Source organism: Streptomyces sp. NPDC034049, assembly GCF_055575575.1.
On record NZ_JBVISJ010000004.1, the window covers coordinates 13,340 to 34,773 of the forward strand.

21 protein-coding genes are annotated in these 21,434 nt (G+C 74.0%); 13 read left to right on the forward strand and 8 right to left on the reverse strand.

Annotated features, from left to right (window positions below):
* Positions 1–93: 93 nt before the first annotated feature.
* Positions 94–1,584 carry a hypothetical protein gene (locus tag ACZ52C_RS13285; RefSeq protein ID WP_469074822.1) on the forward strand — a complete coding sequence of 497 codons (1,491 nt, stop codon included), beginning with the start codon at positions 94–96 and terminating at the stop codon, positions 1,582–1,584.
* Here the strand turns inward: ACZ52C_RS13285 and ACZ52C_RS13290 are convergent.
* Positions 1,571–3,394 (reverse strand): serine/threonine-protein kinase, encoded by a 1,824-nt coding sequence (locus ACZ52C_RS13290; protein WP_469074823.1) that lies wholly within the window; start codon positions 3,392–3,394, stop codon positions 1,571–1,573. The genes ACZ52C_RS13285 and ACZ52C_RS13290 overlap by 14 nt on opposite strands.
* 151 nt (positions 3,395–3,545) lie before the next feature.
* Between ACZ52C_RS13290 and ACZ52C_RS13295 the strand changes: the two genes are divergently transcribed.
* The gene (locus ACZ52C_RS13295; protein ID WP_469074824.1) at positions 3,546–5,945 is read left to right on the forward strand and encodes a SpoIIE family protein phosphatase; all 2,400 of its coding nucleotides are present in this window, start codon (positions 3,546–3,548) and stop codon (positions 5,943–5,945) included.
* A gap of 84 nt (positions 5,946–6,029) precedes the next feature.
* Here the strand turns inward: ACZ52C_RS13295 and ACZ52C_RS13300 are convergent, their stop codons facing one another.
* Complete coding sequence (locus ACZ52C_RS13300) at positions 6,030–7,214, reverse strand: sensor histidine kinase (protein ID WP_469074825.1); 1,185 nt, start codon at positions 7,212–7,214, stop codon at positions 6,030–6,032.
* The gene (locus ACZ52C_RS13305; protein WP_469075331.1) at positions 7,211–7,888 is read right to left on the reverse strand and encodes a response regulator; all 678 of its coding nucleotides are present in this window, start codon (positions 7,886–7,888) and stop codon (positions 7,211–7,213) included. The genes ACZ52C_RS13300 and ACZ52C_RS13305 overlap by 4 nt, the downstream gene beginning before the upstream one ends.
* A 494-nt stretch (positions 7,889–8,382) precedes the next feature.
* Here ACZ52C_RS13305 and ACZ52C_RS13310 point away from each other — a divergent pair, with 494 nt between their 5' ends.
* From ACZ52C_RS13310 to ACZ52C_RS13325, 4 genes are all read left to right on the forward strand, one after another.
* A complete protein-coding gene (locus ACZ52C_RS13310) occupies positions 8,383–9,051 on the forward strand; it encodes an SDR family NAD(P)-dependent oxidoreductase (RefSeq protein ID WP_469074826.1) in 669 nt (222 codons plus the stop codon).
* A 124-nt stretch (positions 9,052–9,175) separates the two neighbouring features.
* The gene (locus tag ACZ52C_RS13315) at positions 9,176–9,988 is read left to right on the forward strand and encodes a VOC family protein (protein ID WP_469074827.1); all 813 of its coding nucleotides are present in this window, start codon (positions 9,176–9,178) and stop codon (positions 9,986–9,988) included.
* 145 nt (positions 9,989–10,133) lie between these two features.
* Positions 10,134–11,045 (forward strand): alpha/beta hydrolase, encoded by a 912-nt coding sequence (locus ACZ52C_RS13320; protein ID WP_469074828.1) that lies wholly within the window; start codon positions 10,134–10,136, stop codon positions 11,043–11,045.
* Positions 11,046–11,141: 96 nt separating this feature from the next.
* The gene (locus ACZ52C_RS13325) at positions 11,142–11,837 is read left to right on the forward strand and encodes an alpha/beta fold hydrolase (protein ID WP_469074829.1); all 696 of its coding nucleotides are present in this window, start codon (positions 11,142–11,144) and stop codon (positions 11,835–11,837) included.
* Between the two features lie 59 nt (positions 11,838–11,896).
* Here the strand turns inward: ACZ52C_RS13325 and ACZ52C_RS13330 are convergent, their stop codons facing one another.
* A complete protein-coding gene (locus ACZ52C_RS13330; RefSeq protein ID WP_469074830.1) occupies positions 11,897–12,682 on the reverse strand; it encodes an MBL fold metallo-hydrolase in 786 nt (261 codons plus the stop codon).
* Positions 12,683–12,957: 275 nt separating this feature from the next.
* Positions 12,958–14,730, reverse strand: a complete 1,773-nt coding sequence (locus ACZ52C_RS13335; RefSeq protein ID WP_469074831.1) for a hydroxysqualene dehydroxylase — start codon at positions 14,728–14,730, stop codon at positions 12,958–12,960.
* A 290-nt stretch (positions 14,731–15,020) separates the two neighbouring features.
* On the opposite strand from ACZ52C_RS13335, the gene ACZ52C_RS13340 reads away from it, so the two are divergent.
* The 4 genes from ACZ52C_RS13340 (at position 15,021) to ACZ52C_RS13355 (ending at position 18,162) form a co-directional block, all read left to right on the forward strand.
* A complete protein-coding gene (locus ACZ52C_RS13340; RefSeq protein WP_469074832.1) occupies positions 15,021–15,725 on the forward strand; it encodes a hypothetical protein in 705 nt (234 codons plus the stop codon).
* A 176-nt stretch (positions 15,726–15,901) separates the two neighbouring features.
* Entirely contained in the window at positions 15,902–16,648 is a 747-nt protein-coding gene (locus tag ACZ52C_RS13345) for a DUF1775 domain-containing protein (protein WP_469074833.1), read from the forward strand.
* A 112-nt stretch (positions 16,649–16,760) separates the two neighbouring features.
* Positions 16,761–17,186, forward strand: a complete 426-nt coding sequence (locus ACZ52C_RS13350) for a DUF6003 family protein (RefSeq protein WP_469074834.1) — start codon at positions 16,761–16,763, stop codon at positions 17,184–17,186.
* 10 nt (positions 17,187–17,196) lie between these two features.
* Positions 17,197–18,162 carry a YihY/virulence factor BrkB family protein gene (locus ACZ52C_RS13355; protein ID WP_469074835.1) on the forward strand — a complete coding sequence of 322 codons (966 nt, stop codon included), beginning with the start codon at positions 17,197–17,199 and terminating at the stop codon, positions 18,160–18,162.
* A 20-nt stretch (positions 18,163–18,182) separates the two neighbouring features.
* Here ACZ52C_RS13355 and ACZ52C_RS13360 read toward each other — a convergent pair whose 3' ends face one another.
* The gene (locus ACZ52C_RS13360; RefSeq protein ID WP_469074836.1) at positions 18,183–18,545 is read right to left on the reverse strand and encodes a hypothetical protein; all 363 of its coding nucleotides are present in this window, start codon (positions 18,543–18,545) and stop codon (positions 18,183–18,185) included.
* Positions 18,546–18,762: 217 nt separating this feature from the next.
* Here ACZ52C_RS13360 and ACZ52C_RS13365 point away from each other — a divergent pair, with 217 nt between their 5' ends.
* Complete coding sequence (locus ACZ52C_RS13365; protein WP_469074837.1) at positions 18,763–19,224, forward strand: ATP-binding protein; 462 nt, start codon at positions 18,763–18,765, stop codon at positions 19,222–19,224.
* 34 nt (positions 19,225–19,258) lie between these two features.
* Here the strand turns inward: ACZ52C_RS13365 and ACZ52C_RS13370 are convergent, their stop codons facing one another.
* Together ACZ52C_RS13370 and ACZ52C_RS13375 are read right to left on the reverse strand one after the other, a co-directional pair.
* Positions 19,259–19,480, reverse strand: coding sequence for a DUF6480 family protein (locus ACZ52C_RS13370; RefSeq protein WP_045559668.1), 222 nt, complete (start codon positions 19,478–19,480; stop codon positions 19,259–19,261).
* Positions 19,481–19,506: 26 nt separating this feature from the next.
* On the reverse strand, positions 19,507–19,929 hold the full coding sequence (locus ACZ52C_RS13375; protein WP_060886883.1) for a CBS domain-containing protein: 423 nt from the start codon (positions 19,927–19,929) through the stop codon (positions 19,507–19,509).
* A 157-nt stretch (positions 19,930–20,086) separates the two neighbouring features.
* Between ACZ52C_RS13375 and ACZ52C_RS13380 the strand changes: the two genes are divergently transcribed.
* Together ACZ52C_RS13380 and ACZ52C_RS13385 are read left to right on the forward strand one after the other, a co-directional pair.
* Positions 20,087–20,284 (forward strand): hypothetical protein, encoded by a 198-nt coding sequence (locus tag ACZ52C_RS13380; protein ID WP_469074838.1) that lies wholly within the window; start codon positions 20,087–20,089, stop codon positions 20,282–20,284.
* A 283-nt stretch (positions 20,285–20,567) separates the two neighbouring features.
* Positions 20,568–21,248, forward strand: coding sequence for a HemK2/MTQ2 family protein methyltransferase (locus ACZ52C_RS13385; protein ID WP_469074839.1), 681 nt, complete (start codon positions 20,568–20,570; stop codon positions 21,246–21,248).
* The last annotated feature ends 186 nt before the right edge of the window (positions 21,249–21,434 follow it).

A 21,434-nucleotide genomic window follows, 5' to 3' on the forward strand; every position in this document is an offset into this window, starting at 1 on the left:
CCGCCCCGGGCGGCGGCGGGCGGCTGATCCTTTTGTCCCTTTAAATGCATGTGTTGGGTAAGAGGCTTGTCGGTGTCGCCCCGGGATGGGTCCATGCGCATGAGTTCGCACGCTGCTCCGGCCGTCGCGCCCGTCGCCGTCCCGGCGGCCGTGGCACCGGGCCCCGGCCCCGTCGCCCTGGTCGCCGCGGCGTTCACGCTGGCCCAACTCCTGCTCGTACCACCGGGGATGGGGCTCGGGTGGGACGAGACGGTGTACGTCAGCCAGGTCAGCCCGCACGCGCCGGCGGCGTTCTTCAGCGCGCCCCGGACCCGGGGCGTGCCGCTACTGGTGGCGCCGGTGGTCGTCTGGACGTCCTCCACCGTGGTGCTGCGCGTGTATCTCGCGCTGCTGTCGGGCGTGGCGCTCCACCTCGCCCTGCACGCCTGGCGAGGGCTCTTCCCGGCGCGCGTGTGCGCGGTCGCCGGGGCGCTGTTCGCGTCCCTGTGGGTGACCCTCTTCTACGGGCCGCAGGCCATGCCCAACTACTGGGTCGCGGTCGGCGCGCTCGGCTGTGTGGCCTGCTTCCTGCGGGCCCGGAACGATCCGGGGGACCGGTCGGCGCTGTGGGGCGCGGGCGCGGCCACGGCGCTGATGGCGTGGATGCGGCCCACCGACGCCGTGTGGGTGACACTCCCGCTGTTCACGCTGCTGGTGGCCGCCCGACGGTGGCGGCGGCCACGGCTCCTGGCGGTGACGGCGGCCGGCCTCGCCACCGGGGTGGTCGCCTGGGTCGTGGAGGCGTACGCCCGGTTCGGCGGGCCGGCCCGGCGGCTGGCCGACGGGTCGCGGATCCAGGGCGGGCTGGGCTGGAACATCGCCGTCGACGACCAGCTGCGGAGCCTGGTGGGGCGTACGTTGTGCCGTCCGTGCACCGGCGACCTGCCGCATCCGGCGGTCAGTGCCTGGTGGTTCGTCCTGCCGGCGCTGGCCGCGCTCGGCCTGGCCGTCGCGGTCCGGGCCGGGCGGCCGGCGCCCACGGCGGTGCCGCTGGTCTGCGCCGTCACGGCCGCAGTCCCGTACCTGTTCCTGATCGGGTACGCCGCTCCGCGCTTCCTGCTGCCCGCGTACGCCCTGCTGGCGATCCCCGTCGCCGACGCGCTGCTGCGCCTCGTCAGGGGGCCGGGCGGGGCCTGGCGGCCGGTCGCGGGGGCCGTGGTGGCGCTCGGGCTCGTCGGGCATCTCGCCGTGCAGTACGCGGTGCTGGAGCGGACCGTCACGCGCACCACGGCGTCGCACCGGGACTGGAACCGTGTCGCCGCGCAACTGCGGCGCCTCGGCGTCCGGCCGCCCTGTCTGCTGACCGGCCACTACGCCATCCCCATCGCCTACTACGCGGGCTGCTCCTCCGCCCACACCCACGGCAACAACGCCAACATCACCCGCGAAGGCATGGTGCGCACCGCCGACCGCATCCCCGTGGCGGCCCTCGTCGCACCCGGCGCCGGGGCGCCTGAGTTCGCCCGGGCGTGGCCGGCGCACCGGGTCGCCGGGTTCCGGCTGCATGTGGCGCCGGCCGGGGGACGGGCGCTCACGGGGCCTTGACGGAGGCGTCGGTGGTGAAGCCGTCCTTGACCTTGTCGAAGACGGGGCGGTAGACGTCCCAGTCGAGGTCCGGGGCCGAGAGGTAGATGTCGTACTCCCGTTCGCCCTCGCGGCCGTATCCGAGGTCGATGGCGCGGAAGGTCCGGGCCCGGCCCCGGAAGGTGAACTCCCAGACGGCCGCCGGTTCGCCGCGGAAGGTGGTCCGCTGCATCCGCAGCCGTCGGTACGAGTCCGGGTAGTTGATCTTGGTGTTGGCCTCGATGTCCGCGAAGTGGGCCTCGGGGTGCGAGCCTGCGGGGTCCACGACGCCGATGGTCAGTTCGACCAGTTTCGTCTCGTCGGTGTAGGTGACCGACTCCGACGTCCGCTTGCCGGCCCGCCAGCCGTCCGGGACGGGGAAGGAGATCCCGAGGGTCTCGTCCCTGACCAGGTGGTAGCCGGCGGGTACGGGCGAGGGGGAGTGGGCGGGGGTGGCGGACGTGCCGCCCCTCGGGGAGGTGGGTTGCCCGTCGGGATTCGCGACCAGGTAGAGCCCGGCGCCCGCGACCGTGGCGGCCACGGTCACCGCGACGGCGACCGGGACGAGGAGCCGTCGCTTCCTGCGGCCGCCGCGATCCGGGCGTCCGCCGTCCGGAGGGCTCCCGGGGTCGGCCGGGGGCATCTGCTGCCCCGTGTGCCGGCCGCCGGTCCCGTCGCCCACGGTCCCGCCGCCGGTCGCGCCGCCCACGGTCCCGCCGCCGGTCGCGCCGCCGTCCGTCCCGCCGCCGGTCGTGCCGGCGTCGTACGCGCGCGTGCTTCCCCCGGCCGGGGCACCGGCCCCCGGCGAAGGCATCGGCGTCGAGGCCGGTGCCGCAGTCGGGGTCGGCATCGGCGTCGGCATCGGCATCGGCATCGGCAGGGCGATGGTCGCCTGGCCGGAGACGACGGCGCGGAGGGCCCGTTCCGTCTGTTCCGTGGTGGGCCGGTCGGCGGGGTCCTTGGCCAGGAGGGCCTCGATGAGGGGCTCCAGGGCGCCGCCCCGCTTCAGGGGCTCCAGGGGGTCCACGGCGATGGCGTACGCGGCCTCCATCGCGGTGAGGCGGCGGAACGGCGGCCGTCCCTCGACCGCCTGGTAGAGCGTGGCCCCGAGGGCCCACAGGTCCGAGGCCGGACCGGGCTTCTGGCCGCGGATCCGCTCCGGGGCCATGTAGTGGATGGAGCCGACCATCTCGCCGGTCTTGGTGAGGGTCGAGGCGTCCGCCGTCATCGCGATGCCGAAGTCGGTGAGGACCACCCGGCCCTCGGCGCCGAGCAGGACGTTGCCGGGTTTGACGTCGCGGTGCAGCACCCCGGCGGCGTGCGCGGCACGCAGCGCGGCGACCATGCCCAGACCGATCCGGGCCGCCTCCTCGGGCGGGAGGGTCCGGCCGTCGGTGAGGAGGTCGGCGAGGGTGGGCGCCGGGACGTACTCCATGACGATGCAGGGCCGGCCGTCGCCGGATCCGCCCGCGCCGCCGCCCCGGACTCCGCCCGCGCGGCCGCCCGTGCCGTCGTCCGTGTGGTCGTCCAGACGGTCGTCCACCACGTCGTGGACGACGATCACGTTCGGGTGCGCGATCCGGGCCGCGCTGCGGGCCTCGCGGCGCGTGCGCTCGTACAGGGTGACGAGGTCGTCGGGCGACAGATGCGGCTGCACGTGCAGCCGCTTCACGGCGACCTGGCGGTCGAGGACCTCGTCCCCCGCCCGCCATACCGTGCCCATGCCGCCGCGGCCTATCTGCTCCGTGAGCCGGTAGCGCCCGGCGACGAGCCGCCCTACGTCCGACACCACGTGCCCTCCGCCAGCCCTGCGTGTGTTCGATTCGCCTCGTCACAATAGCCGGACCCGGGGAAGGGGAGGGGAGGAGGACCGTCCCCCGGGACGGCGGGGCGGTCGGGCTCGCGGTGGGGCGTGAGCGGTTGTTCGGCGTACCGTCGTGACTGTGGACTCCACGGCTGACGGTCTCGTGGCCCGTGTCGCGCGTGAGCTCGTCCCCAGAGCGGACGAGCTGACCGCCGAGGTGGAGCGATGCCTGCGCCGCGAGATGCCCGAGCTGTGGGCGCACCCCGACGCCATGGCCTCGGACAACGTCGCCGAGCACGTCGTCGCGGTGCTGTCCGCCCTGCGGTACGGCGTCGAACCGGGCGGTATCGAGGTACCGTCCACCGAACTGGAGCGCCTACGCCGGGTGGCCCGGCACGGGATTCCCGTGAGCGCGGTGTTGCGGGCCTTCCGGCTGGGCCAGGGCATCATCCTCGACCACCTGCTGGCGGAGATGCCCCGGTGCACCGACGACGCGGCCCTGATCAGCGAGGCCGCGCGGAGCCTGATCATGACGGCGACCGGGTACGTGGACCGCACCTCCGAGCAGGGCGTCGTCGCCTACCAGGAGGAGCGCGACCGGCGGCTGCGCTGGCGGCTGTCCATGGTGAACGAGTCGAGCGTCCGCATCGGCACCACGCTGGACATCGTCCGCACCACGCAGGAACTGGCCGACTTCGCCACCGAGCACTTCGCCGACCTCGTCACCGTCGACCTGCTCGACTCCGCGCTCGGCGCCCACGGCACCCCGCCGGACGAACCGCGCACGTCACCCGTGCTCCACCGGGTCGCCCAGCGGTCGGTCGCCCACCCGGGCCCGGCGGCCCCGCCCGCCCCTCGGCTGCCCCACACCTACCCGCCCGGCTCCCCGCCGTCCCGCGCGCTGGCCACGGGCCAGCCGAGCAGGCACCGCCTCGACGGCGGCCACCGGGGGCCGTACACGGCCGCCGAGCCCCCGGGCGGCGGGTGCGGCGCGGCGGAGGGTGACGGTGCCGGTGCGGTGGGGACCGAGACCGGCGCCGGTGCGGGCGGGGGCGGGGGCGGGGACGGCGGCCCCGGCGGTCGGCGCCGGCCGGTGCACTCCACGCTGGTGGTGCCGTTGCGGGCGCGGGGCGCCACGCTCGGTGTCGCCCAGTTCTGCCGGGACCGCAATCCCGACGCGTTCGACGACGAGGATCTGCTGCTCGCGCAGGAGATCGCGGCGAGGGCGGCGATCGCGGTCGACAACGCCCGCCGTTACACACACGCCCGAGCCACCGCGCTCACCCTGCAACGCAGCCTGCTCCCGCGCCGCACCCCGAGGCAGTCCGCCGTCGACGTCGCTTTCCGCTACCTCCCCGCCGACGCCCAGGGCGGTGTGGGCGGCGACTGGTACGACGTCATCCCGCTCTCCGGCGCCAGGGTCGCCCTCGTCGTGGGCGACGTCGTGGGGCACGGCATCCACGCCGCCGCCACCATGGGGCGTCTGCGGACCGCCGTACGCACCCTGGCCGACATCGATCTGCCGCCCGACGAACTCCTCACCCATCTGGACGACGTCGTGCTCCGCCTCTCCGCCGAGGTGGACGAGAACGACGAGGACGACAGGAACGACGAGGACGACGAGGACGACGAGGATCACGCGGACGACGAGGCTCGGACCGCTCGGACCGCTCCGACCGCCGGGACCGCCGGCGGGCCCGTCGAGGCCGACGCGACCGAGGCCGTCGGCGGTGGCGGGGACATCGGGGCCACCTGCCTCTACGCCGTGTACGACCCCGTGTCGCGCCGCTGCACCCTCGCCCGCGCGGGGCACGTGCTGCCCGCCGTGGTCGGCCGGGACGGCACCGTCGACTTCCTGGAGCTGCCGCCGGGACCGCCGCTCGGCCTGGGCGGGCTGCCGTTCGAGGCGGCGGAGTTCGAACTGCCGGAGGGCAGTGTGCTCGCGCTCTACACCGACGGTCTGGTCGAGGCGCGGGACCACGACATCGGCGCGGGTCTGGCCCGGCTCCGCGACGCCCTCGCCCGGCCCGGCCCCTCCCTGGAGGCCACCTGCGACGCAGTGCTCGAAGCACTGCTCCCGGCCAGACCACCCGACGACGTCGCCCTGCTCCTGGCCCGGACCCACGCCCTCGGCGCGAGCCAGGTCGCCACATGGGACCTGGCGGCCGAACCCGCCGCCGTCGCACGGGCCAGGGCCCACGTCACCCGGCAGCTGCGGGACTGGGGCCTGGCGGAGCTGGAGTTCACCGCCGAGCTGGTGGTCAGCGAACTCGTCACCAACGCCATCCGCTACGGCAGGCCCCCCGTCCGGCTACGGCTCATCCGCGACCGCACCCTCATCTGCGAGGTCTCCGACTCCGGCGGCACCACGCCGCATCTGCGCCGCGCCCGGGGCTACGACGAGGGCGGCCGGGGCCTGCTCCTGGTCGCCCAGCTCGCCGAGCACTGGGGCACCCGCCGCGCCCGCCGGGGCAAGACGGTCTGGGCCGAACTGCACGACGCCGCCGACCTGACCTTCCCGGAACCGGCCCCCCTCTAGAGAGCGAGCGGGACAGGCGGCCACCGGCGACGTTTCCCCTCGCCCGCCGCCCCGGCGGCCGGACGGATCGCCGCCACGGCGGGGTCAGGGGCGTCGCTCGTCCTCGACGGATTGCTCGGGACGGGCGGGTAGGGGCGCTGCCGAGTCCGGGGCCGGGATCCGCAGCGTCACCTCCCAGTCGCCGTCGGACGTCGGGCCCGACTCCAGGGTGCCGCCCAGGAGTTCGGCGCGTTCCCGCAGCCCGACGAGGCCCTGGCGGGAGCCGGGGAGCGCCAGGGAGGGGCGGACGGCGGGGCCGTTCGTGACCGTGACGCCGAAGGACGAGCCGTCGGCGGCGCACCGGAGCCGTACGGCGGCGGTGGCGCCCGGGGCGTGCTTGCGGACGTTGGTGAGGGCCTCCTGCACGGTGCGGTAGACCGCGCGCTGTGCGGGCGTGCCGATGTCCGGCGGGAGTTCGCCCGTCAGGTCGGCCTCGATACCGCTGGTGGTGACCAGGCGGTGGAGGTCGGCCAGGGTGGGCTGCGGGGTGAGTTCCGTGGCCCGGCCACCGGAGGCGCGCAGCAGGGTCACCATGTGCCGCAGTTCGTCGAGCGTGTCGACACTGAGCGAACGGATCGTGCGGGCGCCCTCCTTGGCCTCCGGGTCCCGGGCGGCGACCTGCAGCGCGCCCGCCTGCACGGCGATCAGGCTGACCTGGTGGGAGACGACGTCATGCATCTCGCGGGCCAGCTGGGCGCGTTCGCGGGCGAGCACGGCCTGCGAGTGCAGCAGCCGTTCGTGTTCCCGCGCGTCCTCGATCTCGACCAGGCGGCCCGCCAGGTCCCGCCGGGCCTGCACGAGCTGGCCCAGCAGGATGGGGGCGGCGGCGGTGGCGAGCGTGTAGAAGAAGTACACGACCGTCCAGTTGCGGTCGTGCGAGCTGACGTCGTTCAGCGGCCAGGGGGCGGCGGAGGCGAGCCCGAAGAGCAGGGCGCACATGCCGAGCAGACGGCGGTCGCGGGACCGTTCCGCCAGGGTGAACAGGGCCGCGAGCGGGGCGAACACGACATCCAGCATCAGCGCGGCCGGCAGCGTGCACACGAAGACCGCGAGCGGGAACCGACGGCGCAGCGCGAGGGCGGCGCAGCCCCCGGCCGCGATCCCCGTGGTGAGGGGCGAGGCGCCCCACAGATTGAGCACGACGTCGACGACCGCGATCAGGACGACCACGGCGTCCACCACCGGATCCGGCATCCGCGCCCACCACGCGCCGGCTCTCGGCACGGTCATCGACCCGCTTCCGGCGAGCGCCGCGCCCCGTCGTCCAGCAGCCCGGCCCGCTGTGCGAGCAGCGCGGCCTGCACGCGGCTGCTCACCCGCAACTTGCCGAGGATCGCGCTGACATGGTCCTTCACCGTGCCCGCGCTGAGGTGGACACGGGCGCCGATGTCGGCGTTCGACAGTCCCTCCGCGACCAGCACGAGCACCTCCCGTTCGCGCCCGGTGAGCCGCCCCACCCGGGCGGCCTCCACGTCGTCGACCGGTGCGGCCACGGGATGGCTCTGCCAGACGGCGCGGGACGCCTTCGGTGACATCACCACACCGCCGGCCACCAACGTCTGTACCAGCTGGGCCAGTTGCTCGGGTTCGGTGTCCTTGAGCAGGAAGCCGGCCGCGCCGGAACGCAGCGCGGTGAGGATGTACTCGTCGGCGTCGAACGTCGTCAGCATCGCCACCACCGGCGGCTGCGGCAGCGCGCGCACTTCCCGCAGCACGGTCAGGCCGTCGACGTCCGGCATCCGGATGTCGAGCAGCACCACGTCCGGCGCCACCCGCCGTACGGTCTCGACCGCCTCGGCGCCCGTCGCCGTCGCGACGACCTCGATGTCCTCCGCCGCGTTCAGGATCAGCTCGAAGCCGGACCGCACCAGGGCCTCGTCGTCCACCACCGTCACCCGGATCACACGCGTCCCGCCTCGCCGTCCCGTGCGCACGTCGCCGCCCGCACCGTCCACTGCCACCGCTCCGACCGTAGAACGGGACCCGCTCCGCGTGGCGACCGGGTCGGGCAGTCCCGCCACTCGGGGGGAGCGGTCCAGCCGTATGGGGGGCGCCGGGTTTCGTGTTCGGGGCCGGGTGGGCGGGGGTTGCTCGCGCAGTTCCGCGCGCCCCTTGAGGGCCTACGGCCCTCTCGGGCCGAAAAGCACGGGGCGCAGCCCCTGCTTTTCAGGGGCGCGGGGAACTGCGCGAGAAGCCCCACCGGGCCCGCACCCGAACACGCACCCCCAACGGCCCCCCACCCACATCGGTCAGGCCCAGCGCGGCGCCACCGTGTCGAGCAGGTCGTCGGCCGTGCGCCCGCTCCGCGTGATTCCCGCCCCCTGGCGGCGCGCGATCGTGGCGGCTCCGCGACAGTGGGGACGACCGTCGAGCACGTCCGTCAGGAGGCACACGAGCCATGACCACCATCGCCGTCATCGGAGCCGGGCCGGGTCTCGGCGCGGCCGTCGCCCGTCGCTTCGGCCGTGAGGGGTTCGCCGTGGCGCTCGTCGCCCGCGACCCGGAGCGCACGGGGGCGCTCGCCGCCGACCTCGCCGACCAGGGCATCACCGCGCGGGGGTTCGCCGCCGACGTACGCGACCCCGAGGCCCTGACCGCCGCGCTCGACGCGGCGCGCACCGCGCTCGGCCCGATCGAGGTCCTCCAGTACAGCCCCCTGCCGCATCCGGACTTCATGCTGCCGGTGCTGGAGACGAGCCACACCGACCTGGTCGGCCCGATCGAGTTCTCCGTCTACGGCGCGGTCGCCGCCGTACGCCAGGTGCTGCCTGGGATGCGCGCCCTCGGCCGCGGCACGATCCTGCTCGTCAACGGCGGTACGGCCGTGGTCCCGCACCCCGACCGGGCCGGGACGTCCGTGGCGTTCGCGGCGGAGAGCGCCTACGGCCTCCTGCTGCACGACACCCTCGCGGCCGAGGGCGTCCATGTCGCGCAGCTGGTGGTGCCCGGCGCTATCGTCCCCGGGCACCCCCGCAAGGACCCGGCCGTCCTCGCCGACACCCTGTGGGGCATCCACCGCGACCGCCACGGCTTCCGGCACTTCGCCGACGACCTGGAGCCCTTCTGATGGATCTCCGCGGCGTCACGGAGATCCATCAGAAGGGCCCTGGACGCCTGACGGTCGGCGCGCGGGCGTCCGCGGCCGGTGTCAGGCTGAAGGCACAGGCACCGAGAACGCGAAGGGGAATTTCGTGATCACCACTGACCTGAAGCCCGGCTCCCCCTGCTGGCTGGACCTCGGCGTCCGCGACCTCCCGGCCGCGGCGGCCTTCTACCGGGCGGTGCTGGGCTGGGAGTACGAGCCCATGGGCGGCGGGGGAGAGGGGGAGGGGACGGAGAGCTCGGGCGGAGTCTTCCGCAAGGACGGCAAGGTCGTCGGCGGGCTCGGCGAACTCACCGAGGAGGGCGCGCGGTCGGCCTGGATGATCTACTACACCGTCACCGACGCGGACGCCACGACGCGAGCAGTGGAGGGCGCCGGCGGCACGGTGCGGGTGCCGTCGCGGGACCTCGGCGACTGGGGGCGGATGGCCCAGTACAGCGACCCGCTCGGCGGTCAGTTCGCCGTCTGGCAGCCGGGCACGAACGCGGGATTCGAACTCGCGGACGAGCCGGGCTCGCTGTCCTGGACCGAGCTGTACACGACCGACGTCTCCGCCGCCAAGGAGTTCTACGGCGGCGTCCTCGGCTGGCAGTTCGGCGACATGCCGATGCCGGGCGACGGGGGCGTGTACACGCTCATCACGCCCGCCGGGCTGCCCGAGGAGCGCATGCAGGGCGGCCTGATGCAGCTCCGCGCGGAGGACCTCACCCTGACCGGCGGACGGCCGTACTGGCATCCCGTCTTCGCCGTCGCCGACTGCGACACGGCCGTGGCGGCGGTCACCGGGCACGGCGGCAGTGTGCAGATGGGCCCCGTGGACATGCCGGACGTCGGCCGGCTGGCCGTCTGCCTCGACCCGTCGGGCGCGGACTTCGTCCTCCTCGCCGCCGCCGAGAGCTGACCTCGGCGCCCCTGGCGCCCCCCCCGCACGCCACCGGCCCCGCGACGGTGGCGTGCTCACCGTTGCGGAAAACCGGATCAGCGTCCATCATCCCACCAACAGGAATCCTGTTAGTTCAATGTTGGAGCGATGGGTGGGTGCGATCATGTCGTTCGGTGCCAGAATCCAGGCCAGAGGGGTCCAGCTGCTGCTCAGCGGCGTCATGACCCGCGTCCACCAGGAGCTGCGCTTCACCGACGTCCCGAAACGGACGGAAACCCTTCGGGTGGAGACCGGGGTCGGCCCGGTCGACTGCACGGTCTACCGCCCGCCGGCCACCACCCCCACCCCCGCTCCCGTCTACGTCAACTTCCACGGCGGCGGCTTCATCGTGGCCCGCCCGGATCAGGACGACCACATCTGCCGCTACATCGCCGCCACCGCCGGCTGCGTCGTCGTCAACGTCGACTACTCCGTCGCCCCGCAGCACGTCTTCCCCGCCGCCGTCACCCAGGCCTACGACGTCGTCGAGTGGGTCGCGCGGAACGGCGAGGCACACGACTGGGACGGCTCACGGCTCGCCGTCGGCGGTCACAGCGCGGGCGCCAACCTGACCGCCGGGGTCTGCCGCACGGCCCGCGACCGGGGCACCTTCACCCCCCGCCTGCAGATCATCGACTCCGCCCCGCTCGACCAGGTCGCCGACCCGGCCACCAAGCGGTCCCGGATCGCCAAGCCGCTGCTCAGCCCACAGCTCATGCGCATCTTCACCGCCGCCTACGTCCCGGACCCGGCCGACCTCGCCGACCCCCTGGCCTCACCCGGCCTCGCCGACGACCTCGCCGGACTGCCGCCCGCCCTGGTCATCACCGCCGAGAACGACCGACTGCGCGACGAGGGCGACGCCTACGCCAAGGCCCTGGCGGACGCCGGGGTCCCGGTCACCCACCGCGTCTTCGAGGGCGTCGACCACTACTTCACCCACACCGGCCCGGTGGAGGCAGGCAAGGAGGCGATCGACCTGATGGCCACGGCCCTGCGCACCGCCCTCGACGCGGCCGTTCCCGACACGGCTTGACAGCGCGCGCCCCGTCGGCAGGACACTGCTCACCCGGGCTGCGACCGGGTACACCGGCCGCAGCCTGACCGACGCCGACCCGACGAAGGGCACCACGTGCTGCTGCACACCCGTGAGTGGGGCGCCGGTGACCGGACCGCCCTGCTCGTCCACGGCATCATGTCCGACTCCCGCACCTGGCGCCGGGTCGGCCCGGCGCTCGCGGACCGCGGCTACCGGGTGATCGCCGTGGACCTGCGGGGCCACGGGCTCTCACCGCGCGGCGCGTACAGCCCGCGGCTCTTCGCGGACGACCTCGTCGACACCCTGCCCCGGCAGGCCGACCTGGCGCTCGGGCACTCCCTGGGCGGGCTCGCCCTCTCCCTCGCCGTCGAACGGCTGCGGCCCCGGCGGGCGGTCTACTCGGACCCGGCCTGGTCGTCCGCCGACCCCGAGCGGCACGTCGGCCCCGAGGTGTTCGCCGCCTTCAAACGCGCCACCCGCGCCCGGACCGCCGCGCTCAACCCCCGCTGGGACCCCGAGGACATCGACATCGAGATGGCCACGCTGGCCGCCTGGGACGCCGGTTCCGCCCACTTCCTCGGCGGCCGCCCGCTCACCGGCTTCGTCCCCGGCCACCCCGTCGTCCCCTCCCTCGTCCAACTCGCCGACCCCAGCTCCCTGGTCGGCCCCGAGGACACCGACCGGCTCAGGGCCGGCGGCTTCACGGTCCGTACCGTCCCCGGAGCGGGCCACACCATCCACCGGGACGACTTCGACGGCTTCATGAAGTCGCTCGACGGCTGGACCTGACGCCCGCCCGCCCTCTCGACGGTCGTCGCCGGGCCGGCCGGTGCGGGGCGGTGCCGTGGCTACGGAGCGGTCCGCGTCCGCTCCAGCAGAACGGGGTCGTGCGCGTTGACGACGGTCAGATCGGCGTCGGCCCGGCGGTGCAGCGCGGCGAGGCGGGCGTGGTTGGCGCGCACCTGCTTCAGGTCGTACGCCAGCAGGTTCTCCACGGCGCGCAGGGCCCGGGGGGCGGGGGAGCGCCCGTCGAGCGTGCCGCGGTGGTAGAAGGCGTCGCCGGCGTGCAGGATCCAGCCGCTTCCGGTGTCGACCGCGACGCAGGCGTGGCCGCGGGTGTGCCCCGGCAGGGAGACCAGGACGATCCCCGGGGCGACGGCGTCGAGCTCCTTGGCGGCGGCGAATCCGCGCCACGCCTCACCGTCCGGGGTGTGCTCGACGAGCTTCGGCCCGTGGTCCCACTGCGCGGACCGGTACCGGGACCGTTCCCGCCGGGACGGGGAGACGACGGCGCCCAGGGCCTCGGCCGCGGTCGTGTGGACCTGGGCGTCGGGGAAGTCGGCCAGGCCGCCGATGTGGTCGAAGTCGAAGTGGGTGACGACGATGTGCCGTACGTCGTCCCGTCGGAACCCGAGGGCCTCGACCTGACGCGCGGCCGTCTCCTCGGCCCGGAGCACGGGCCGGACCAGATGCCGGGAGGAGCCCAGCCGGCGTCCGGGCTCGGCGATGTCGCGCAGCCCGAACCCGGAGTCCACCAGCACCAGCCCGCCGGGCGCCTCGACGAGCAGGACGTGGCAGACCAGCGCGCCGGTGAGCGGGAGCATCGTCCCGCAGTTGAGGTGGTGCACCTTCACGGCAGTACCGCCTTCGGGGTGTCGAGGAGAGGACGGGAAGGGACGGCGCCGGGGGCACGGACGGCTCACCCCCGCCCCCTGGGCGTTTTCGGCGACAGCGTACGGGCCCGCCCCGGGCCTCATCCATGGAGACCGGCGAGGGGCGGCAGGCCCGCCGGCTCGGCGTACGCCATGCCCTGCTCACAGCCCGTCCTTCCGTCCCGGCAAGCCTGGCACGTGAACGGCGGGACCCCGGCGCGGACGGTGGATGTCGCCCCTTACGCCGGACGGCGCTGTCAGCCCAGGTCGAACAGGTTCGGCAGCCGCAGGAGGTACCGGGTGCGGTCGTGACGCTTGAGCGCCTCGAACTCGGGCGCCCGGTACAGCGGGGTGACGGCGCACCGTGCGGCGGACGAACCGATCCGGTCGAGCAGCGCGTTGACGGCCTGCCGGGCCGAGGTGTTGGCGCCCTCCATGGTCGCCAGGTCGATGGGCACGGCCACGTAGTCGCCGGACAGGAAGAGGTTGGGGATCCGCGTGGCCGAGCGGGGACGGTGGTGGAAGGTGCCCGTCGGATGGATCAGCAACTGCTCGTCGTTGACCGGGTTCGGGGTGCCGAGGCCGTCCACCGCCGGGTCGAGGAACCAGGAGTGCAGCACGGAGTCCTTCAGGACCGTACGGCCGCTGTCGTTGAGCGCCGCCTTCAGCTGCGCCCACACCTCGCGGGCGACCTCGGCGCGGGTGCACTGCTTGGCCGTCTTCCCGTACAGGATGCCCGGCCGGTCCCACTCGGAGACGTCCACGGACAGGCAGTCCGCGACCGTGCCGTCGCCGAAGTCGGCGGGGAAGTCGTGGCTCGGCCAGTGCTGGGCCTGCGCGATCGCGGTCAGCGACCAGGGGGAGTCGATGAGGTCGAGATGGCCGTGCAGGATCGGCGTGCGTTCGGTCAGATAGAACTGGATACCGGTCATCCAGTCGGTCTCCAGCCGGTCGCACGCGGCCAGTTGGGGATCGGCGGCGCGCACGGCGGCGTTCCAGGTGCGCCGGGCGTGCTCGACCGGCATGGCCGAGATGTAGTGGTCGGCGGTGACGGTCCGCCGGACGCCGGCCGGGTCCTCCACGACGGCCCCGCCGATCCGGCCCCCCGCGAGCGTCAGGTCCCGTACGGTCCAGCCGATCCTGAACTCGACACCCAGCGACCGCAGATGTGTCACCCACGGGTCGATCCACGCCTCGTTCGTGGGCGCGTTCAGGATCCGGTCCAGCGGTCCGTCCGCGCCCCGCCCCAGCAGGTTGAAGGCGAAGGCCTCCAGCAGGGTGGCGACCGTACGGGTGCTGGCCTCCTCCGCCTTGGTGGCCACGATGTTGCGGGTGATGCCGACGGCGAGGATCCGCTGGTAGTCGAACGACATCTGCCCGGCCCGTACGAACTCCCACCACGGCGTCCGTTCCCAGGTCTCGTCGCGGCGTTCGTCGCAGCTGGTGAGGAAGACCAGGAAGCGGTCGGCGAAGTAGAGGGCCTCGTGGAGCGGGAGGTTGAAGGCGGTGTCCAGCACCGCGGTGACGGCGCGGCGGATCTCGTCGGGGGTGAGCTCGGCGGGGCCGTTGTCCGGCCAGGGCAGCGGGATCCTGATGTCCTCCCGGCCGCCGGACCGGGCGAACAGCATCTCCTTGGGGGCCACGAGGTTGTCGTGCACGCCATGGGCGTTGCCCGGGAACGGGATGCGGCGCATGGTGTCGGGCAGGTTGTGATAGATCCCCGGGATGAAGCGGAAGCCGTGTTCCCCGGGCAACGGGGCACGGCCGCCGGTGGCGCTGCCCGGTACGTCCATGCTGCGGGCCTTGCCACCGAGCGCCTTGCGTTCGTAGACCGTCACCCGGAAGCCGCGCTCGGCGAGTTCGTGCGCGGCCGTGAGCCCGGCGACGCCGCCGCCGAGGACGGCCACGGAGGGCGGGGCGGCGCCGTCCTCGGCGGCGGCCCGCCCGGCGGTGCCCAGCGCGACGGCGCCGCCGACGGCCGTCGCCGTACCCAGGAACCCTCTGCGTGTGGTGCCGCCCTGCGCGCCCATCGCCCACCCCTTACCGTCGGTAACCGCTCTCGGCGTACGAAGATAGGAGCGACGCACCGATCCCGGAAGGCGACCGGCGCCGCGCGGGCCACTTTGGCTTGATGCCGCATCAGGCCGCCGCGCGCGGCGCCGCGCCGCGCCGTCCGCCTCGACCGTGGACGAGCCGCTGGGCGCGCGCCCTCTTCCGTGCCGGTGTGGTGTGTGTCACCACGGCTGGATTGAGTGGGAGGCCAGGGGCGTTCACGTACCTTCCCGTGACGCATGGGACCAGGACTGCGAGGATGGGCTCGATGACCGCTGGGGGGTGTTCCCGCACGCTCAGGGCCGCCGTGTTCGCGGCTGTCTGCGTGCTGCTCACCTCTCTCGGGCACGTCATGATGTCCGGGACCGCGGTGCCCTGGTGGGCCATGGCCGCGGGCGCGGTGGCGACCGGCGGCGCGGCCTGGTGGTCGGGCGGCCGGGAACGCGGGCCGCTCCTGGTCGGCTCCGCCACGGTCGCGGCCCAGGCCGTCCTCCACGTGATGTTCTCGCTCGCCCATACGGCCGTCCGACACCCCGGGAGCGCCACGGGCCGGGGCGCGCGGACGGCCGACCCCGTGACGGGCGCCGTGCCCGCCACGGCACCGATGGAGCACACGACGGGGGCCCTGCCCTCCTCGCCGGCGATGGACCACATGGGCGCGGGGCCCGCGCACGCGCTGGACCATGCCCTGGGCGGCCTGCCCTCGACGGGCATGCTCGCCGCCCATCTGCTGGCCGCGGTGCTCTGCGGCCTCTGGCTCGCCCACGGTGAGCGCGCCGCCTTCCGCATCCTGCGGGCGTTCGCCGGATGGCTGACCGCGCCGCTCCGCCTGCTCCTCAGGCCGTCCGCGCCGCCGTACCGTCCGCGGGTCCGCGCGCGCCGCGCCGGTACGGACCGCGTGGCGCGCCGCTACCTCCTCACCCGCGCGATCACCTCCCGCGGGCCACCGGCCGGGACCGCTGTCGCCTTCTGACGACAGCCGGTTTCCCGGGGTCGCCGTGCGGATACGACGACACGCTGTCGGCTCCCCGCCCCGGGCAAGCACCGCACCCCCGTACCCGACGGTCGGCCCTCCGCCGACCCGGGTGCGCCGGGGCTGCCCCCGTGTCCCGTCACCGCCTTCAGCCCGCCCGTTCAAGGGAGTTCCCCGTGCATCGCTCCACCCTGCTGCGCACCCTGCGTCGATCCGGCGCCCTCACCGCGGTCGCCCTCGCGTCCGTCGTCGCCGTCGCGGGTCCCGCCGCGGCCCACGCGGAGGTCGAGGCGGAGGGCGCCCGCGCCCTCGACCAGAACGTCGAACTGACCTTCTCCGCCGCGTCGGAGTCCGCCACGGCCGGCATCACCAAGCTGGAGGTGATCCTCCCCGAGGGCCTCGTCCCCGCCGACATCACCTACGAGAAGGGCCCGGACGGCTGGAAGTTCGCCCCCACCGGCCGGGGCTACACCGTCTCGGGCGACAGGCTCGCGGTGGGGGAGGACGCCGAGTACGTCGTCTCCGTACGGCAGTTGCCCGACGCGAAGTCGCTGGTCTTCAAGACGCTGCAGTCCTACAGCGACGGCAAGGTGGACCGCTGGATCGAACTGGAGGAGTCCGAGGAGGACGGCCACCACGGTCACCCGGCGCCCCGCCTGGACCTGAAGGCCGCCGCGCCCGGCGCGAAGGCAGTCAGCCCCACGCCCTCCGAGGAGCCCACGACGGCCGCCCCCGAGACCGAGTCCACGGAGGACTCGACCCGGTCCGACGACGGGACACCGTCGGCCGAGCCGGCGGCGGAGAGCACGGACGGCGACGACGGTCTCTCCCCGGCCGTCCCGCTGGGCATCGGCGCGGCCGTCCTCGTCGCGGTCGGCGGCGGGGTGTGGTGGTTCCGGAGCCGTCGCGGCACCACCGCCTGACCTCGGGAGCCGACGCGGGCCCGGTTCGGGTGAGCCCGGGCCCGCCGGACGGTTAATCGGCCGCGAGGGGGTATGCGGATGTCGGTCAGCAGCCGTGGGGAAAGGATCGAGGATGACCGACGACGCCTATCTGTTCCTGCTCGACGACGAGTCCGTGCCGCTCGGCGTGGCCCCCGCCGCCGTCGAGGATCTCGCCTGCATGGAGACTCCCGCCGTTCGCGCGTGGCTGGACGCCCAAGGGACCACGCCGACCTCCGCGCGACTGCGCCTGCTGCCACCTGAGGAGACGGGGTCCATCCCCGAGGGGGCGGAACGGCTGCCCGTCCCGCTGAGCGACGAGGAACTGAGCCGGGTCCGCCACCGGCTGGCACCGGAGCCGCTCGCCCGGATCGAGGAGGAACTGCTCGCCTACCGCGACACCGCGGACGGCCGGGACGGACTGATCGGCCGCGCCCTGGCCGCGGGCGTGCCACCGCACCGCATCGTCGAACTCACGGGCATGGACCCCGACACGGTGACCGCCGCGGCGAGCGGCTGAGACGCCCGCGATGGGGACCGTCGTCCACGTCCCGCAGACACGGGACATGATCGGGGAGGAACTGTCCGGCGACGAGGCGCTGACCGCGCTACGGCGCTACGGGGGCCGCCGGCTGCTGCTCGACGCGTTCGCCCGGTTCCGCTACGCGGACGGCTTCTCCCACTCCCGTTCGCTCGCCTTCCAGGTGGTCCTCGGCCTGGTGCCGTTCACCATCGCCCTGGTCGGCGTGGCCACCACCGTCCACACGGAGAGCGTGGGGCGGATCATCGAACGCACCGTGGGCCGGATCGTGCCGGGCGCCAGCGCGAGCCTGGTCGAGGACGCGCTGGACGCCACCGCGCGCAGCGCCGGCTCCGGCGTGTGGAACGCCGTCGCCATGTGGCTGGGACTGGCCTTCGCCGTGCTGAACCTCGCGTCGGCGATGGGGCAGGTGGAGCGGGGCGCCAACCGCATCTACGGCATCGAACGCGACCGGCCCTTCCTCGCCAAGTACGGGCGGGCCCTGCTCCTCGCCCTCGCGGCGGGCATGCCGATGGTCCTGGGGTTCCTCGTGCTCGTCGCCGGGGACGCCGTGGGGACCGCGGTGGTGGAGACCCTCGACCGGTCCCGGAAGTGGCTCGACCTGTGGGGCCCCCTCGAAGTGCCGCTGGGTGTCCTGCTCGCCTGGGTCGCGTCGGCGGTCATCTTCCGCTGGGCCCCGCGCCGGGACCAGCCCGGCTACACCTGGCTGGCGTTCGGCTCGGCGGTCCACCTGGTCCTGTGGGTCACGGCCACGTGGCTGCTGGCGCTCTACGTCGCGAAGAGCGGCTCGTTCGGCGCCGTGTACGGGCCGCTGACGGCGTTCGTCGCCCTGCTGCTGTGGGCCAACCTGACGGGTGTCGCGCTGTTCCTGGGGATCGCGTTCGCCGCCCAGCTCGAGGCGGCCCGGGCGGGCATCACGGAGGCCGTCCGACCGGATCCGGGGCCGGGGCCGTGACCCCGGGCCGGGCGGGTGGGTCATCGGTCCGCGGCGGTGGCTCGCGTCTCGGTGCAATGGTCGTAGTACGCCCATACCGTGATGCCCACCACGGCGGTGAGGCCCACGGCCACGACACGGACGCCGCCACTGGTCGCGTAGCCCACCAAGCCGGTGGCCGCCCCGCCGCACAGCATGATCATGCGGCTGACGAAGCGCTGCCGCGGCGGAGGGTCCTCCCCCTCCCTCAGATCGTGCAGGGCCTCACGCGCGGGCTGCCCCGAGCCGCGCCGGACGCGGGCCCGGTACCGCAACCCGTAACCGATCAGCACGTACAGCGCCAGAGCGCCCATGGCCCACAGCAACCCGATGCCGTCCGCGCTCCCTCCCCGTGCCAGATGCATGACCTCTCCTCCCTTGAGGCTCCATGAGCGCAAGCACGTCTCCGCCGTCCGAATGCCCCGGGGACCCGCGTCCGAACTCGGTGCGAGCGGCGCATTCGGGCCATTTCATCGCGCGTCCGGTCCGGACCAAGCAGCCTTCCCCCGGTCGACGGGGTGGCATGGATGGGACCATCGCGGGTACGGGCGCGTATGTGAGGGGGGAATGAGGGCGGGACACGTGGGATCGAATGCCGACGGTGACGGCTGTGGCGGGACGGACAAGTATCTGATGCGCGCCGGATACGCCCTGGGTGGCGAGGACGGCTGCATCGCCGACGCGCGCCATCACGCCCTCGCCTTCCTCGACCGTGCCCACGCCGATCACCGGCTGGCCGTCTCCGCGCGGGTACGCGACCTCACCCAGCTGGTGGTCAGTGAACTGGTCACCAACGCCCGCAAGTACGCCCCCGGTCCCGTGCTCCTGGAGCTGCGCGTCACCACCGACAGCGTGGAGATCGTCGTGTGGGACAGCGACCCGACGGTGCCCGCGGCCCGGGGCGCCGACCCCGACCGGGTCGGACAGCACGGGCTGGAGATCGTCAAGGCCGTCACCGAGGACCTCTTCGTGGAACAGGAGCCGGTCGGCAAGCGCATCACGGCACGCATCGCGCTGGCCGACCCGGTCGGCGGCGGCCGGTGACGGCGCGTCACCGGCCTTGCTCATCGCCGTGCGATCAGAGGACCACGGCCATACCGACCAGCCCGATCACCATCAGCGCGACCACCACCAGGATCAGGACGAGGGACATCGACCCCCATCCCCTGCGCGGTGCGGGCGGCTCCGGATGGGAGATCCCGTAGGTCCCCCCTTCGCCGGGCGGGGTCTCACCGGGCGGCACCCCGCCGTGTGCGTCGACTCCCGGCGCTCGTCGGGGGCCGGGTTCAGGGGTCGTCATGGCGCACGCTCCCTTCGGCGGACGCGCTACTTGTTGGGCTTCGTGGAGCTGATGTCGCCGAGGGCCGACTCGGGGTCGCGCTCGATGGCCAGGTCCCCGAGGGAGACGATGCCCACCGCGTGCTGCTCCGCGTCGACGACCGGCATACGGCGGACCGAGTGCTCACGCATCAGTTCCACCGCGTGGCGGACGTCGTCGTCGGGGCCCACCGTGACGAGGTCGTCGCTGCACGCCTCCGCCACGGTCGTCCGGCCCGGGTCGCCGCCCTCGGCCAGCGTGCGGACCACCAGGTCGCGGTCGCTGACCAGCCCTCGCAGCCGATCGCCCTCGGTGACCAGGACGGCGCCGATGTCCTCGTCCCGCATCATCCGGGCCACGGTCGCCACCGACGTCTGCGGCTCGACGGTCACCGGGGCGCTTGTCATCAGCTCGCTCACATGCTGAGTCATGGGAACCCATCCCTCCGTGAACTGGGGACGGCGCCTTGCACCGCCACTCGGCTCCGCGAGTACCCATAAGCGACAAAACACCACGCGTCTGCTTCGGATGGCTCCCCAGGGGCACCCGTCCGACTCAACCACCCCTGAAGTGAACGAGGTGTCACAGATGTCCAATCCGCAGCAGCCGGAACAGCGGCGCAGCGACAAGGGCGGTGCCACACCGCAGGACAGCGCCGAACTGAAGGCGCGGCAGTCGGAGACGAAGCGCGGCCACGCCCATGGCACGGACAAGGGCGGCGAGGGCGGCAAGGGCGGCGGCAAGGGAGGGGGAGTGCCTCCGGCCCAGCGGCCGGAACACCCGTAGCCACCGGTGGCCACCCGCACCCGTGTGGCCCGTAGATCCGTGGGCACTCGTGGGAGGCGCGTGAGGCGCGTGAGGCGCGTGAGGCGCGTGAGACGCGTGAGGCGTACGGAGCGTACGGCGTGCGAAGCACCTATGGCGTATGCGGCATAGGCGGCGTATGTAGTGTATGTGGCTTATGCGGCGTGTGTGGGGTGAATCGCGAATGCGCCGGGTAGTTCGGCCCGGCATCCGAAGGCTCGTCGCGGCGGTGTCGCCGTCGTGCCCAAGGGAACGGAGGTGGGCGATGGCGGCGCTCACGCTGGTGTCGACGTCGACGCTGTTGCTCACCCCGCCGGGCGTCTACGCCCCGCAATGGGACACCGAGTTGCTCATGCGTGCCCTCTGCCGCGAGGACCTCGGCCCCTCCATCGACGTGCTCGACCTGGGGACCGGCAGCGGCGCCGTCGCCGTACAGGCCGCGCGCCTGGGCGCCCGGGTGACCGCTGTCGACATCTCCTGGCTCTCCGTGCTGACGGCGCGCGTGAACGCGCTGCTCGCCCGTCGGCGGGTGCGTGTCCGGCACGGTGACCTCACCACGGCGGTCGCGGGGCGCACGTACGACCTGGTGATCAGCAATCCGCCCTACGTGCCCTCGCCCGCCGACCGGATCCCGCGCAGCGGGCGGGCCCGGGCGTGGGAGGCCGGCCGGGACGGCCGGGTGTTCGTGGACCGCCTCTGCGCGGCGGCACCCCGGATGCTCCGCCCGGGCGGGACGCTGCTGGTGGTCCACTCGGACCTGTGCGGCACCGACACGACGCTGCGGCGCCTGGAGAAGGCCGGCCTGCGCGCCTCGGTCGTCGACCGCGCCGAGGTGCCCTACGGCCCGGTACTCCACTCCCGCCGCCCCTGGCTCGTCCGCCAAGGCCTGATCACCGAGGACGACACCCAGGAGGAACTGGTGGTCATTCGAGCGGAACGCCCCTGAACCCGAGGCACGCGGAACCCCGGGCTGCTCGACGGTAAGCCTCGGCTCGACGCCCGGTTCCGGGCCTCGCGCCCGGCGCTCGGTTCCCGGCCTTGCGCTCGGCCCTGGGCTCGGCGGTCGAGCCTCGACTCGGCCCCCGGTTTCCCGGCCTCGGGCCCGGCTCTGGGCTCGGCACCGGCCTCGCGC

What these genes read in the sequence shown, in the direction of transcription:
- ACZ52C_RS13310 (WP_469074826.1), top strand. Translation starts at nt 8,383, where the DNA reads ATGACCACCATCGCCGTCATCGGAGCCGGGCCGGGTCTCGGCGCGGCC.
- ACZ52C_RS13385 (WP_469074839.1), top strand. Translation starts at nt 20,568, where the DNA reads ATGGCGGCGCTCACGCTGGTGTCGACGTCGACGCTGTTGCTCACCCCG.
- ACZ52C_RS13355 (WP_469074835.1), top strand. Translation starts at nt 17,197, where the DNA reads ATGGGGACCGTCGTCCACGTCCCGCAGACACGGGACATGATCGGGGAG.
- ACZ52C_RS13300 (WP_469074825.1), bottom strand. Translation starts at nt 7,214, where the DNA reads ATGACCGTGCCGAGAGCCGGCGCGTGGTGGGCGCGGATGCCGGATCCG.
- ACZ52C_RS13350 (WP_469074834.1), top strand. Translation starts at nt 16,761, where the DNA reads ATGACCGACGACGCCTATCTGTTCCTGCTCGACGACGAGTCCGTGCCG.
- ACZ52C_RS13370 (WP_045559668.1), bottom strand. Translation starts at nt 19,480, where the DNA reads ATGACGACCCCTGAACCCGGCCCCCGACGAGCGCCGGGAGTCGACGCA.
- ACZ52C_RS13375 (WP_060886883.1), bottom strand. Translation starts at nt 19,929, where the DNA reads ATGACTCAGCATGTGAGCGAGCTGATGACAAGCGCCCCGGTGACCGTC.
- ACZ52C_RS13360 (WP_469074836.1), bottom strand. Translation starts at nt 18,545, where the DNA reads ATGCATCTGGCACGGGGAGGGAGCGCGGACGGCATCGGGTTGCTGTGG.
- ACZ52C_RS13380 (WP_469074838.1), top strand. Translation starts at nt 20,087, where the DNA reads ATGTCCAATCCGCAGCAGCCGGAACAGCGGCGCAGCGACAAGGGCGGT.
- ACZ52C_RS13335 (WP_469074831.1), bottom strand. Translation starts at nt 14,730, where the DNA reads ATGGGCGCGCAGGGCGGCACCACACGCAGAGGGTTCCTGGGTACGGCG.
- ACZ52C_RS13285 (WP_469074822.1), top strand. Translation starts at nt 94, where the DNA reads ATGCGCATGAGTTCGCACGCTGCTCCGGCCGTCGCGCCCGTCGCCGTC.
- ACZ52C_RS13340 (WP_469074832.1), top strand. Translation starts at nt 15,021, where the DNA reads ATGACCGCTGGGGGGTGTTCCCGCACGCTCAGGGCCGCCGTGTTCGCG.
- ACZ52C_RS13320 (WP_469074828.1), top strand. Translation starts at nt 10,134, where the DNA reads ATGTCGTTCGGTGCCAGAATCCAGGCCAGAGGGGTCCAGCTGCTGCTC.